This is a genomic window from Colwellia sp. MB02u-9 (assembly GCF_014077085.1).
Taxonomy (GTDB): domain Bacteria; phylum Pseudomonadota; class Gammaproteobacteria; order Enterobacterales; family Alteromonadaceae; genus Cognaticolwellia.
Map to the genome: position 1 here is coordinate 135,132 of NZ_JACGVF010000097.1, position 14,318 is coordinate 149,449.

A 14,318-nucleotide genomic window follows, 5' to 3' on the forward strand; every position below is an offset into this window, starting at 1 on the left:
TTTATCCTTAAACTTGCCAAGGTAACATATCTTCTAAATCCGCAATATCACCACAAGCAATAGACTCATAGCCCGCTAATTTTGATACTTCCTCATGAAATCTATCACTTTTTATCTCGGTAATTAAGCGCTGTACGGAGAGTTCTTTAAGGGTCTTGTGATGACAAACCAACACGTAGTGTTCAGTGGTTAATGGGATAAAATCCAGACCAAATTGACGAGCGGCGGTTTCAATACCAATGCCAACATCGGCCATGCCTGAAGCTACATAAGCAGCGATAGCAGAATGTGTAAATTCAAATTTATCAAAACCAATCACCTTTTTAGAGTCTACTGATGATCTTGCCAGTAATTCATCTATTAATAAGCGTGTACCTGAATGTTTTTGCCGATTAATAAATTTAACCTCATCCTGCATTAAGTCTGAAATTTTTGTAATATTTTTAGGGTTGTCTTTTTTAACAATTAAGCCTTGTTTACGGGTCACAAACCGAATGACTTTATAAGTATTAGCTTTAAAATATTTATTATAAATATCAATTAATCGCTGGCTAACAATGTCGGTGGGTAAGTGAAATGCGGCAATATTACACTCACCTTTGCTTAAAGCATCAAATGACTCTTCATAGCTTTTATATTGTAAGTCTAGCTTAAATTTATTAGTAAAATTAGGCAGTAAAGCCACTGCATAACCATAGCTTGCCGCAATTTTTAGCAAAGGCTCTTTAACCATTAAGTGTTTTTGTATTTCTAAATTTAATTCTGATGCAATGCTGACTAACTGAGGTTCAAATCTAGCCTGTGCCCTTTGTTCAGCCCACAGTAATTTTTCACCTAACGGCGTTAAAAGTGCGCCTTTACCTTTTTTAAGTTCGACTAAATCAGAGCCAAAAAAGTCAGTCCATTTTTTTAGTACATTCCAAACATGACGATACGACATACCTAGTTTTGTTGCCGCTACCGTCAACTTGCCATATGTGTGTACCGCATTAAGCAAAACAAAAAGTCGAGGGTCTACATACTCACCCTGCTCATCGTAAAATGACCATGCGGGCTTAATTTGAATTCTCTTTGACAATAGTGTTTTATTGGTCATTTTCTTCACCTGTATATTATTTTTGAGTTTTATTTTTATTTTTGGCTGTTCTAATTATCAATAATACTTTATGCCATTAGCTAATAAACTTTATAGTTAGCGGTCAAATCGCAGCGTTAATGCCACCTAAAACAACACTCATTTATGAATAAAAATTCATATTCTTATAATAAAACAATGGTGCTATAGTCAGGCTATAAAAAGAACTATAAGACAATAACAAATATGCAATTCACTTCATATGTATATTTTATAACAGGCCTTCGGAGTTAGTATGAAAATAGAATTTTCTTCCCCCTTATCAAATGTGGAAAACATCATTGATTCTTTGAAAAATAAAGAAGGCTCTCTGTTACCAATATTACATGCCATTCAAAGAGAAATGGGCTATATATCTTCTCAAGCGATTGAGCGAATAGCGACAAAACTAAAACAAACACCAGCAGAAATTCATGGTGTTATTAGTTTTTATCATCAATTTCGCACTTCTCCTCCTGGTAAATATCAAATTCAAATTTGCCGTGCAGAAGCATGTCAATCTCGAGGAAGTCGAGAACTTGAAGCACACGCTAAAGATTTTTTAGCTATTGATTATCATCAAATGACCAGTGATAAAAAATTCAGCTTGGATAGTGTTTATTGTCTCGGTAATTGTGCAACTGGCCCTAACATTAGAATTAATGATGATCTTTATGGCCGTATTTCTAATCAGAGGTTTGAAGAAATTCTTTCTAATGTAGACCGCGAATTAAAGTGAGAGTGACCATGACAACAAAAATTTTTATTCCACGAGAAAGTACCGCTATTTCTTTAGGGGCACATGAAGTTGCTCAAGCATTTACGCACTATTTATCCGATCATGATATTGATATAAAAATAATCAGAAATGGCTCACGTGGTTTATTTTGGTTAGAACCTATGGTTGAAATAGAAACAGCACAGGGCCGTATGGCATATGGCCCTGTAGCATCCGCTGATGTTGCAAGCATTATGGAAGATATCAGCCAGAATATTCTCCATGAAAAACCACAAGCTCATGCGCTAGCCTTAGGCCTAACTGAAAACATTCCCTATCTAAAAAAACAAACTCGCCTTACCTTTGCCCGTGCAGGTATTACTGACCCAGTTTCTCTTGATGAATACCTTGCCTTAGATGGCTTTAAAGGCCTACAAAAGTCACTCGCTTTATCGACTCAGGAAATTGTCACCGCTGTTGTAGACTCTGGTCTTCGTGGCCGAGGTGGCGCTGCTTTTCCTACCGGTATAAAGTGGCAAACGGTAAGAGATGCCACTGCGGATAAAAAATATATTGTCTGTAATGCTGACGAAGGCGATTCTGGCACCTTTGCCGATAAATTAGTCATGGAATGTGATCCCTTTATGCTGATTGAAGGCATGATTATTGCCGGATTAGCGGTTGGTGCCGACCAAGGCTATATTTATTTACGTTCAGAATATCCTATTGCCGATGAAATATTACAACAAGCTATTGAGATTGCTAGTGCCGCCGGTTATTTAGGTAATAACATTTGTGGTAGTGGTAAAACCTTTAATTTAGAAGTGAGATTAGGCGCAGAAGCTTATATTTGTGGTGAAGAAACTGCCCTTTTAGAATCACTAGAAGGTAAAAGAGGCATGGTGCGCTTTAAGCCACCACTTCCGGCTTTAGAAGGATTATTTGGCAAACCCACCATTGTTAACAATGTACTGTCTCTAGCGGCTATTCCGTTTATTATGAGTGAAGGCAGTCAGGCCTACCAACAATATGGCACAAATCGTTCACGAGGCACCTTACCTTTTCAACTCGCCGGTAATATTAAACAAGGTGGATTAATTGAACTACCTTTTGGCTCAAGTTTAAAAGATCTTATTGATAACTTTTCTGGTGGCACCGCCAGCAACCGCCCAATAAAAGCCATTCAAGTCGGTGGCCCATTAGGCGCTTATTTACCTAGCCATAAACTCGATATTCCACTTGATTATGAAGCATTTTCTAAAGCCTCTGCCGTGCTAGGTCATGGCGGCATTGTCGTGTTTGATGACAGTGTTGATATGCTAGAACAAGCACGTTTTTCAATGGAATTTTGTGTGGTTGAATCTTGCGGGAAATGTACGCCTTGTAGAATTGGTTCAACACGTGGTGTAGAAGTCATTGATCGTATAAAAAATGATGAGAGCCGTGCTGATAATATGATTTTACTTAATGACCTTTGCGACACCATGATTGACGGTTCTTTATGCGCAATGGGCAGTATGACACCTATACCCGTGCGCAGTGCTTTTACTGATTTTCCTCAAGACTTTTTTTTAACCACACAGGAGAGCAATCATGATTAATTATTATGATCCAGCCACTAATACCACGTCGAATAAACCAATCGATTTTAATAAAGATTATGGCACTCCTGCCAGCACCTCAACACAAACAGTGTGTCTTGAAATTGACGGGGTAAAAATAACGGTTGCTGCCGGTACTTCAGTAATGCGCGCTGCCGCAATAGCTGATATTAATATTCCTAAACTTTGTGCAACTGATAACATCGAAGCCTTTGGTTCATGTCGTTTATGTGCGGTACAAATTGAAGGTATGAGAGGCTATCCAACCTCATGTACGACATCGGTTAAAGAAGGCATGGTGGTGTCTACTGAGAATAATGACATTGCAAAATTACGCCGCAATATCATGGAACTCTATATATCTGATCACCCACTTGACTGTTTAACCTGTTCAAGTAATGGCGACTGTGAATTACAAGATATGGCCGGAGCCGTTGGCTTACGTGAAGTGCGTTATGGTTTTGATGGCGATAATCATCTTGACGCCAAGATTGATGACTCTAACCCTTATTTTACCTTCGAACCTAGTAAATGTATCACCTGCTCTCGTTGTGTTAGAGCCTGTGAAGAAGTTCAAGGTACTTTTGCCTTAACCATTGAAGGTCGAGGTTTTGCCTCAAAGGTCAGCGCTGGTACCAGTGAAAACGATTTTGCCTCCTCTGATTGTGTCTCTTGTGGCGCCTGCGTACAGGCTTGCCCAACGGCAACACTGATGGAAAAATCAGTGATTGACAAAGGACAACCAGAACACAGTATTATCACAACTTGTGCCTATTGTGGCGTTGGTTGTTCTTTTAAAGCTGAAATGAAAGGTGAAGAAGTTATACGCATGGTGCCCTACAAGGGCGGTAAAGCCAACCAAGGTCATTCTTGTGTAAAAGGCCGCTTTGCCTTTGGTTATGCAACTCATAAAGACCGCGTCACTGAACCTATGGTGCGCGACAGCATTGATGAAGAATGGCGAGTAGTCGGTTGGGATGAAGCCTTAGAATTTGCCGCCAATAAAATTAAAAACATTCAGGCTAAATATGGCCGTGAAAGTGTTGGCGGTATTACTTCATCTCGCTGTACCAATGAAGAAACCTATTTAGTACAAAAATTGATCCGCGCTGCTTTTGGTAATAATAATACCGACACCTGCGCTCGTGTTTGTCATTCACCGACAGGTTATGGACTCAAAGCAACCATTGGTGAGTCTGCGGGTACACAAACTTTCGACTCAGTGATGAAATCTGATGTTGTTATGGTTATTGGTGCAAACCCTACTGACGCTCACCCAGTGTTTGCCTCGCAGTTGCGTAAACGCTTGCGCCAAGGCGCAGAGTTAATTGTCGTTGATCCCCGAACCATTGATTTACTTAATACCGCTCACATAAGTGCTAATCATCATCTGCCGCTAAAACCTGGTACTAACGTTGCTATGATCAATGCCATAGCACACGTCGTTATGAGTGAAGGCTTAGAGGACAAAAATTTCATTGAGCAGCGTACTGATGAATATAACGCATGGCGTGAATTTATTCTTGATGAGATCAACTCACCGGAAGCGATGGAAAGTATTACCACGGTTAATGCCGAACAAGTTCGCATTGCCGCTCGTGCTTTTGCCAAGGCAAAAAATGGCGCTATTTATTATGGCTTAGGCGTTACCGAGCATAGCCAAGGTTCAACCATGGTCATGGGCATAGCAAACTTAGCATTAGCCACAGGTAACATAGGCCGTGAAGGCGTAGGTATTAATCCATTGCGTGGACAGAATAATGTTCAAGGCTCTTGTGACATGGGTTCATTCCCACAAGAACTGCCAGGTTATCAGCATGTCAGTGATGATGTGTTGCGCGCTAAATTTGAAAAAAGTTGGGGTGTAACCTTAGATAACGAACCGGGCTTTCGTATTCCAAACATGTTTGATGCCGCCATTGAAGGCACGTTCAAAGCCATGTATGTGCAAGGAGAAGACATTTTACAGTCAGATCCTAACACCCAACATGTACAGGCGGCATTGTCATCATTAGAGTGTTTGATTGTGCAAGACATTTTTCTCAATGAAACCGCGCTATATGCACACGTATTTTTACCTGGCTCTTCATTTTTAGAGAAAGATGGTACCTTTACCAATGCAGAAAGACGCATAAATCGGGTGCGTAAAGTAATGAAGCCATTAGCTGAATTCGCAGACTGGGAAGTCACCCAAAAGCTGTCTAATGCTTTAGGTTACCCGATGAATTATCAACATCCTTCTGAAATAATGGATGAGATAGCCTCATTAGTGCCTACTTTTAGTATGGTCAGTTATAAAAAATTGGACGAACAGGGTAGTATTCAGTGGCCTTGTAACGAAGAGTTTCCTGATGGTTCACCTATCATGCACGTGGAAAGCTTTCCCATTGGTAAAGGTCGTTTTGCAATTACGCCCTACCTTGCTAGTGAAGATCGCGCTAACAAACGCTTTCCGTTATTATTAACCACTGGGCGAATACTCAGTCAATATAATGTTGGGGCGCAAACACGACGCACCGCGAACAATACTTGGCACCAAGAAGATTTACTTGAAATACATCCTAACGATGCCGAAGAAAGAGGTATTAATGATGGTGACTGGTTAGGCATTAGCAGCCGTGCCGGTGATACTGTACTGAAAGCAAAAGTCAGTGAACGTATGCAAAGTGGCGTGGTATTCACTACCTTCCATCACCCCATCAGTGGCGCTAACGTTATTACCACCAACAGTTCGGATTGGGCAACTAATTGTCCTGAATATAAAGTCACTGCGGTACAGGTGGAAAAAGTCACCTCGCCATCCGCTTGGCAGACGCGTTATAAAAAATTCAGTGCACAACAAAAAGAGCACTTTAAACGTTCACCTAAAAAACAAAAAGCCACTATAGGAAGTTAAGTTTGACGCTGGAAGATGAAGCAAAATTGCAACCAAGCCATTTAACACTACCTGTTCACTATTGGCAGCAAGGTAGTGAGCAAGAAAAACTTGACTGTATCGCAGAGGAAGTGCCTATTGCCATGGTTTATAATGGCATTTCTCACGCGGTTATGATGGCCTCACCGGCCAATTTACACGAGTTTTCCTTAGGCTTTAGTTTGTCTGAAGGCATTATTAATCACGCGGCTGAAATGTATGATATTGAGCTGGTCGCCAGTAAAAAAGGCATAGAAGTACGTCTTGAGATTAGCTCTGAACGTATGATGTCTTTAAAATCACACCGACGTAACCTTACTGGCCGTACAGGCTGTGGTTTATGTGGTAGTGAATCACTGGAGACCGCCATTCGGCCCATTAAGAGTGTAACGCCAAAGGCGTTGCCCGCTTCGCCAGTAATACAACATGCACTGTCACAGTTAAGTGAGCATCAAAAATTACAAGCGTTAACCGGTGCGGTTCATGGCGCAGCCTGGTGTGACGATACTGGCAAGATACTCCTCTTGTGTGAAGATGTCGGTCGACACAATGCGTTAGACAAGTTAATTGGCAGCTTAGCGCTGCGTAAAATCAACCCCCAAAGTGGCTTTGTTGTCATTTCAAGCAGAGCAAGCTACGAGATGGTACAAAAAACAACCAGTGCTAATATCGCCACATTAGTCGCGGTTTCGGCGCCAACTGGCTTAGCAATAAGCTTGGCAAATCAAGCTAAGCTCAATTTAATTGGCTTTGCTCGTCCTGGTAGACATACTTGCTATACCAAATTCGATAAATAAATAGGAAAATAGTGATGAGTAGTTCTCAAATTGATAATCTAATTAGTATGCTCAACCAAATTGAAACTAATAATAATTACAAAAAAACTGACGAAGAAACGGCTATGATCGTTGCTAATCACGTGAAGAAATTTTGGGCACGTTCAATGAAAGCAAACATAACAAAGTACGCCGATAGTGATGGTGCACAATTATCCCCTGCCATAAAACTAGCATTAGCCCAGTTATAATAATTGGATTATCATGCTTATCTAAATCTGCTTATTCAAATCAGCTAGTTAAATCTGAATGCATAGATTTAGATTTAAATAGCTGATGATAGCATTATCGTCATGAGTAATATTGCGAAATATCGGGTATAGATTTCATGGCAAGTAAGTGCCCTGCACGAGCATATATTGACCGTTTTTAATGAAGGCCCGTGGCTTAAGTTTCTGGCCTTTTTTATACACTCGATTAAGTGTGTTTATTACCAAACTATGATTGTCAAACTAAGTATGGCGCCATGACACTTTTAAGCCCTAAATATGGCGACATATTTAGGGCGGAATAGTTAATGTGCTACAGACCTTAACAGGTCGATTTTTTATTGTTAAATAGCTCTTCTGACGTCATGGTGTTACTAATACCAATGGCTCACATCATCATTTAAAACCTGTAAAAGTCATTTATCAATGGTGTCATGTTTCATCGTTCAGTTGCTTTGCGCTTTTCATTAAGTAAGGAGCAAGTGCGCTTTTAAAATCCAGTGTTGCGCCTAACTTATTGGCTAGCAATATCATGCCAGTAATTTTACGATTGACTAATGCCACCTCAAATATAGGAGATGCTGCGGCTGTTTTATCAGTAATCAGTGGCATGCTAACTTCTTGAATTCGTTTAATTAGCTGTTGTTTTTTTAAGTTATAGCCAGTATCACTTTGCAAACAATCACTCGCTTCAAAACACGCTTTTAGCACAGTATCTATGGCCGCAGCACTCATGTTATGGTCAATTAAACCAAGCGAATACAGGGCTGAACGCATGTCGTTAGTATCTTGGCGCTGCATAGCATCAGCCATAGCGAGATAATGCGTTGAGGTATGCTGAGCAATCTGCCGGCAGGCTCCAAAATCGAGTAACACTATTTTTTGCGTATCACTCTGATACAAAAAATTGGCAAAGTTGGGATCACTTTGCATGAGTTTATGGCTGAACAGTTCTTGGTAGGTTAAGTGCATTAACTGGCTACATACTAGATCGACAATGTCAGCACTCATGGTACTAATATCTGTGATGGCAGAACCTTCAATGTATTCCATCGCAAGTATGTTTTGGTCAGTTAGCTCGTCAACGACAAAGGGTACAATAAAGCGAGGATCGTTGCGCAGATTTGCACGATAAGCGTTAAGAAATTTGGCTTCCTGCAAATAATTAGCTTCGTTTTTAAGTTGTGCTTTTGCTTCAGCGAGCAAGCTAGTCAAATCAATATGTTGAGGTAATACACCGCTCAGTTTTAGTAAGCTCATGACGTTATCAATGTCGCTGTCAATGCTTTCTCTGACCCCGGGGTATTGGACTTTAATCGCCAGCTGACGACCATCTTTTAGTGTAGCTCTATGAACCTGACCAATACTTGCCGACGCGATGGGGGCAAATGAAAAATAACTAAATTGTTGATACCAGTCTTTTGACCAAGATGCTTCTAGGGTTTTAATTAGTTGCGCCTTAGGCATTGGGTCAGCTTCTTGGCGCAGTCGCGAAAGAATAGGCTCCCATTCAGCAGGCAGTAATTCACCTGCATCCATGGAGAGTAGTTGACCCAATTTCATGGCCGCGCCACGCATATGTGCTAGACGCTTGGTGATCGATATCGCGTTGTCGATATTCATTAAAGACTGAGTTAATGATGGCCGCTGACCACTGAGCATTTGTTTTGTCGCGCCTTTAACAATATTGCCAGCAACCGCTGAGGCCAAACCACCCAGCTTAGCTAAGCGAGCAATTCTTCCGGAAGGTACTTTTCGCTCGTTACGTTTTTCTGTCATAGTAAAGTTGATTCGCTGGGCATGGTAACGCTTCTACCTTTGTTTTGTTTTGTTTAATGCAGCCTCGCTGGAATTTACAGCAAGGGTCGACGATAATATTAGCAAAAAAACTTTGCTGATGCCTGTGCTAGCTGTCCTCTCAAACATTTTATTTGGCAGCATAGCCGAGTTAACTTTTTCACCGATGAAATATTTTAGAGAAAAAATAGCAGTGAACAGGTCAGTATCGTGCTGTTCAGCATGACTTTAGACTTAATAAGTCAATTGAAAGCGATTATTTTTTTACTCATAATACTTGAGTGATTTAGTCAAGTACTATATGATTAATACTTGAGTAAATTAGTCAAGTATTATGCTGTTGCCGTCAACATTCGTGGTTTACAAAAACTTAGACAGCCACTCTGGTATCTAAGTTTTTAAATCAGGGCAACATAGCTATGGAGAAACTAAAGTATGAGTGAGCAACTCGATCAGGCGTTATCCCGCAAATACGATGCAGGTTTTGTTTCTGACATCGAATCTGAAACCTTTCCACCTGGCTTGGACGAAGATGTTATACGCCGCATCTCCGCCATGAAAGAAGAACCAGAATGGATGTTAGAGTGGCGTCTTCGCGCCTACAACAACTGGCTTGACATGGAAGAGCCGGATTGGGCTCATGTGCATTACCCGAAAATAGATTTTAATGCCATCTCATATTACTCAGCACCTAAGAGTATGGCGGACAAACCCCAGTCCTTGGATGAAGTAGACCCTGAACTGTTGCGCACCTATGAAAAGCTGGGCATTCCGCTTTATGAGCAAGAAATGCTAGCCGGGGTTGCTGTAGACGCCGTTTTTGATTCGGTATCTGTGGTGACTACCTACCGTGCAAAGCTGGAAGAAGCAGGCGTTATTTTCTGTCCTATTTCCGAAGCCGTGCATAAGTATCCTGAACTGGTAAAAAAATATCTTGGATCTGTGGTTCCCCGTTCAGATAATTACTTCGCCGCCCTTAACAGTGCAGTATTCACCGATGGTTCATTTGTCTACATACCCAAGGGTGTGCGTTGCCCTATGGAGCTGTCCACCTACTTTCGTATCAATGAGGAAAATACTGGCCAGTTCGAACGAACGCTGATTGTTGCTGAAGAGGGTAGCCATGTAAGCTACCTGGAAGGCTGCACTGCGCCTCAACGGGATGAAAACCAGCTGCATGCTGCCGTGGTTGAACTCGTTGTTATGGATGATGCTCAAATCAAGTACTCTACCGTACAAAACTGGTATCCCGGTGATGAGAACGGTAAAGGGGGGATCTATAACTTTGTCACCAAACGCGCTATATGTCACACCAATGCCAAGGTTTCTTGGACTCAGGTAGAAACCGGCTCTGCAATCACCTGGAAATACCCCAGTTGTATCCTCAAAGGTGATAACAGTGTAGGTGAATTCTATTCTGTTGCCCTAACAAGGGGCAGACAGCAGGCCGATACAGGCACCAAGATGATCCATTTGGGCAAGAATACCAAATCCACTATTATTTCCAAAGGTATCAGCGCCGGTAACAGCAACAATACCTACCGTGGCCTGGTCAGTATGGGTGCTAAGGCGGAAGGTGCCCGTAATTTTACCCAGTGTGATTCATTACTCATTGGTGATCGCTGTGGTGCTCACACTTTCCCTTATATCGAGAGTCGCAACCCCTCTGCCATAGTGGAGCATGAGGCTACCACCTCCAAGGTTAGCGATGATCAGATGTTTTTATGCCAGCAACGTGGTCTTGATCCTGAAAAGGCCGTATCGATGATCGTTAATGGCTTCTGTAAGGAAGTATTCAAAGAACTGCCAATGGAGTTCGCCGTAGAGGCGGGCAAATTACTCGAGATCAGTCTTGAAGGCTCAATAGGATAAAAATACATGCTTAAAATTAACAACCTACACGCCAGTGTAGAACAAAAAGAGATACTAAAAGGTCTCAACCTAGACATTCAACCCGGTGAAGTTCATGCTATTATGGGCCCTAACGGCGCGGGTAAAAGCACCTTAGGTTTCATTCTATCCGGCCGCGAAGGCTACGAGGTAAGTGAAGGCCAAGTAGAATTTAACGGTGAAGACCTGCTCGACATGGCGATAGAAGAACGAGCCCGCAAGGGACTATTTCTGGCTTTTCAGTATCCGGTAGAGATCCCCGGAGTCAGCAATATGGCCTTTATGAAAGAATCGGTGAACGCCATACGTGAACAACGTGGTGAAACGCCATTGACTGCCACAGAGTTTCTGAAAAAAGCCAAGGAAGCCTGCAAACAAGTGCAGCTATCGCTAGATTTTCTTAAACGCGGTGTTAACGAAGGATTTTCCGGCGGCGAAAAGAAACGCAACGAAATTATGCAGATGATCCTGCTTGAACCAACTCTATGCATTCTGGACGAATCTGACTCTGGTTTGGATATCGATGCCCTACAAGTAGTGGCTAACGGCGTGAACAGCCAACGCGACGGCAAACGCAGCTTTATTATCATCACCCATTATCAGCGCTTGCTCGATTATATTAAACCTGACTATGTGCATATTTTGGCCAATGGTAAAGTCGTCAAAAGTGGCGATGCTTCACTGGCCACAGACGTGGAAAAAGAAGGTTATGCTTTCCTAGGACAGGATAACGCCGAGGAGACAAATGCATGAGTCAGTGGTTAAAGCAGGTAATAGACCGTGGTCAGGCCATTGATGACTGGCTTAGCCCGCTTCGGGCTCAGGCCCTGGAAGCGCTGGGCAACACTAAATGGCCCAATCGCCGGATAGAAAGCTGGAAATATACCTCACTGGCACCACTGGAACAGCTTGAATTAAGCCCTGGTAGCACAGCGGGCAAAGCTGTCATTGAAGATATTGAGGGTCTGAACAGCCTGGATTTGGTATTTGTAAATGGCAAATTACAAAGCGATATAAACTTACTGTCTTTACCAAAAGGGCTTCATATCAGTAGCTTGCAGGATGCATCAGATAAGCAACAAAGCACGGCCAACGCCCTGTTTGCCAAGATCAAACCTCAGCGTCATCTTTTTGGGCTGGTCAACGATGCCTTGGCAGAAGATGGGCTGATTATCGATATTGATGCCGACAGCAAGATTGAACAGCCGATTCGGATTATTAATATCAGTAGCGATGGACAAGAGTCTCATCATCGTGTGCTGGTGCGCTTAGGCAGCCATGCCAGTGCCACAGTGATTGAGCACGGGCAAGGAGAACAAGCCAGCCTTAGCACAGGTTTTGCCGAATATGACATCGGTGAACAAGCTTATCTTGAGCATTACCGACTGGCCATGCATACCCATCAGGCCATACATATCGGCGGCGATCATTTCAGCCTGCAGCAAAAAGCACAGCTTAACAGCACGCTGATCGCTTATGGCAGTGAATTGTCACGTATGGATGTGGATATCATTCATAACGGTGAGCATGCCAAGGCCAAATTTAACGCCATTTACCTGCTCGGCGAAGCAGAGAACTTTGATCTGCACAGCACCATCGAACATGTGATGCCCAATGGCACGACAAAAGAAAATGCCCGAGGCATTGTCGGTGACAAGGCCAAGGCCGTTTTCAATGGCCGTATTCATATTCACCGCAATGCCCAGAAGACGCTAGCCGAGCTGCATAACCGCAATCTGTTATTGTCCCGTCGCGGTCAAATAAATACTAAGCCTGAGTTGGAAATCTATGCCGACGACGTGCTGTGTGCTCACGGTGCCACCGTTGCCGAGACCGAGGAAGAAACCTTGTATTACTTGCTTTCACGCGGCATATCACGATCTCAAGCGCTGGTTATGCTCAACTTCGGCTTTATTCAGGAATTGGTGGAACAGATGCCTAATCAGCACCTGGCGCAGTGGCTCAAGCCCCAATTGCATTCACGCTTCGTAGAAATGGAAGTAAAATGAATACCAGCAACAATGTACTGAATATGGATGAAATTCGAGGCCAGTTCCCTATTTTGCATCAGCAAATTGAGGGTCACCCCTTGGTATATTTGGATAATGCCGCCACCACCCAAAAACCTCAGGCGGTGATCCAGGCGATAACCGACTTTTACACTCAGTGTAATGCCAATGTGCATCGCGGTGCCCATCATCTTTCTGATGAGGCCACCCGGCGCTACGAAAAAGCCCGGGATACAGTCGCCAACTTTATTCATGCCCATGATCGCAAGGAAGTGATTTGGACCAGTGGCACCACCGAAGGTATCAATATTATTGCCAATGGCATGGCCCAACGCCTGCAAAGTGGCGATGAAGTGCTGGTAACTGAAATGGAGCATCACGCTAACCTTGTCACCTGGCAGCAGGCCTGTTTGCGCAGCGGTGCAACACTGAAAATTGCGCCCATCCATGATAATGGCACACTGGATACCGAAGCCTTTGCTGCCTTGTTGTCACAGAAAACGAAAATGGTTGCCCTGCCCCATGTCTCTAATGCCTTGGGTACAGTGAATCCGGTAAAAGAGCTCACCGCCCTAAGTAAAGAACAAGGCGCGTTAGTGCTCATTGACGGGGCACAGAGTATTGCCCATGGCAATGTGAATGTAAGCGATATCGGCTGTGATTTTTACGTATTCTCCGGCCACAAGCTGTTTGGCCCTACCGGCATAGGTGTGCTTTGGGGTAAAGAAAAGGTGCTTCAGGACTGGCCTGTATGGCAGACCGGCGGTGAAATGATTGCCGAAGTCACCTACGAAAGTTCCACCTGGGGCGAATTGCCTAACCGTCTTGAGGCTGGTACCCCAAATATTGCCGGTGCCATAGCTTTAGCCGCCGCCATAGACTGGTTTACCAGCTTGGACTTAAACGCGGTGCAAGCGCATGAGCAGGCACTGATGGCTAGCGCCCTGAAACAGGCCCAAGCCTTTGAGGGCTTAACCATTATCGGCAATGCTGCCAATAAGATGGGCGTGTTGAGTTTTATATTACAAGGCTGCCACCCCGCCGATATAGGCTTTCTTCTGGATCGTCAGGGCATTGCCATTCGTACCGGTGATCATTGTGCCCAACCACTGATGCGCCGCTTGAATTTACCGGGGACAGCCAGAGCTTCATTCTCGGTATATAACACTTTAGAAGAAGTGGACGCGTTGTTTATTGCCCTTAAAAAAGTCCAGAACATGCTGGCCTGAG

General features: G+C 43.2%; 11 protein-coding genes. 9 read left to right on the top strand and 2 right to left on the bottom strand.

The annotated features are described in order from the left end of the window. Positions 1–7 precede the first annotated feature (7 nt). Positions 8–1,096, bottom strand: a complete 1,089-nt coding sequence (locus H4J65_RS13640) for a substrate-binding domain-containing protein (RefSeq protein WP_182138192.1) — start codon at positions 1,094–1,096, stop codon at positions 8–10. 274 nt (positions 1,097–1,370) lie between these two features. On the opposite strand from H4J65_RS13640, the gene H4J65_RS13645 reads away from it, so the two are divergent. Genes H4J65_RS13645 through H4J65_RS13665 form a run of 5 tightly spaced genes read left to right on the top strand, consistent with a single transcriptional unit; the run spans position 1,371 to position 7,374 of the window. Next, entirely contained in the window at positions 1,371–1,853 is a 483-nt protein-coding gene (locus H4J65_RS13645) for a formate dehydrogenase subunit gamma (protein WP_182138191.1), read from the top strand. A gap of 8 nt (positions 1,854–1,861) precedes the next feature. After that, complete coding sequence (locus H4J65_RS13650) at positions 1,862–3,433, top strand: NADH-quinone oxidoreductase subunit NuoF (protein ID WP_182184576.1); 1,572 nt, start codon at positions 1,862–1,864, stop codon at positions 3,431–3,433. Beyond that, positions 3,426–6,329: a formate dehydrogenase subunit alpha gene (gene fdhF / locus H4J65_RS13655; RefSeq protein ID WP_182138189.1), complete on the top strand. Its 2,904-nt coding sequence runs from the start codon at positions 3,426–3,428 to the stop codon at positions 6,327–6,329. The genes H4J65_RS13650 and fdhF overlap by 8 nt, the downstream gene beginning before the upstream one ends. Positions 6,330–6,331: 2 nt before the next feature. Further along, complete coding sequence (gene fdhD / locus H4J65_RS13660) at positions 6,332–7,144, top strand: formate dehydrogenase accessory sulfurtransferase FdhD (protein WP_182198549.1); 813 nt, start codon at positions 6,332–6,334, stop codon at positions 7,142–7,144. Between the two features lie 14 nt (positions 7,145–7,158). After that, complete coding sequence (locus H4J65_RS13665) at positions 7,159–7,374, top strand: formate dehydrogenase subunit delta (RefSeq protein ID WP_182184578.1); 216 nt, start codon at positions 7,159–7,161, stop codon at positions 7,372–7,374. 450 nt (positions 7,375–7,824) lie between these two features. On the opposite strand, the gene H4J65_RS13670 is transcribed toward H4J65_RS13665, so the two are convergent. Further along, entirely contained in the window at positions 7,825–9,171 is a 1,347-nt protein-coding gene (locus H4J65_RS13670; RefSeq protein ID WP_182198550.1) for an AarF/ABC1/UbiB kinase family protein, read from the bottom strand. Positions 9,172–9,624: 453 nt separating this feature from the next. On the opposite strand from H4J65_RS13670, the gene sufB reads away from it, so the two are divergent. From sufB to H4J65_RS13690, 4 genes are read left to right on the top strand one after another with little or no spacing between them, the layout of a single operon-like run. Continuing rightward, the gene (gene sufB / locus H4J65_RS13675; protein ID WP_182138185.1) at positions 9,625–11,061 is read left to right on the top strand and encodes a Fe-S cluster assembly protein SufB; all 1,437 of its coding nucleotides are present in this window, start codon (positions 9,625–9,627) and stop codon (positions 11,059–11,061) included. Positions 11,062–11,067: 6 nt separating this feature from the next. Further along, entirely contained in the window at positions 11,068–11,832 is a 765-nt protein-coding gene (gene sufC / locus H4J65_RS13680) for a Fe-S cluster assembly ATPase SufC (protein WP_182198551.1), read from the top strand. After that, entirely contained in the window at positions 11,829–13,088 is a 1,260-nt protein-coding gene (gene sufD / locus H4J65_RS13685) for a Fe-S cluster assembly protein SufD (protein WP_182198552.1), read from the top strand. Before sufC ends, sufD begins: the two co-directional genes overlap by 4 nt. Further along, a complete protein-coding gene (locus tag H4J65_RS13690) occupies positions 13,085–14,317 on the top strand; it encodes an aminotransferase class V-fold PLP-dependent enzyme (protein ID WP_182198553.1) in 1,233 nt (410 codons plus the stop codon). The genes sufD and H4J65_RS13690 overlap by 4 nt, the downstream gene beginning before the upstream one ends. Position 14,318: the final 1 nt, after the last annotated feature.

Bases quoted from the DNA above. Each gene is read 5' to 3' on its own strand.
- H4J65_RS13640 (WP_182138192.1), bottom strand. From the start codon at position 1,096: ATGACCAATAAAACACTATTGTCAAAGAGAATTCAAATTAAGCCCGCA.
- H4J65_RS13645 (WP_182138191.1), top strand. From the start codon at position 1,371: ATGAAAATAGAATTTTCTTCCCCCTTATCAAATGTGGAAAACATCATT.
- H4J65_RS13650 (WP_182184576.1), top strand. From the start codon at position 1,862: ATGACAACAAAAATTTTTATTCCACGAGAAAGTACCGCTATTTCTTTA.
- fdhF (WP_182138189.1), top strand. From the start codon at position 3,426: ATGATTAATTATTATGATCCAGCCACTAATACCACGTCGAATAAACCA.
- H4J65_RS13665 (WP_182184578.1), top strand. From the start codon at position 7,159: ATGAGTAGTTCTCAAATTGATAATCTAATTAGTATGCTCAACCAAATT.
- H4J65_RS13670 (WP_182198550.1), bottom strand. From the start codon at position 9,171: ATGACAGAAAAACGTAACGAGCGAAAAGTACCTTCCGGAAGAATTGCT.
- sufB (WP_182138185.1), top strand. From the start codon at position 9,625: ATGAGTGAGCAACTCGATCAGGCGTTATCCCGCAAATACGATGCAGGT.
- sufC (WP_182198551.1), top strand. From the start codon at position 11,068: ATGCTTAAAATTAACAACCTACACGCCAGTGTAGAACAAAAAGAGATA.
- sufD (WP_182198552.1), top strand. From the start codon at position 11,829: ATGAGTCAGTGGTTAAAGCAGGTAATAGACCGTGGTCAGGCCATTGAT.
- H4J65_RS13690 (WP_182198553.1), top strand. From the start codon at position 13,085: ATGAATACCAGCAACAATGTACTGAATATGGATGAAATTCGAGGCCAG.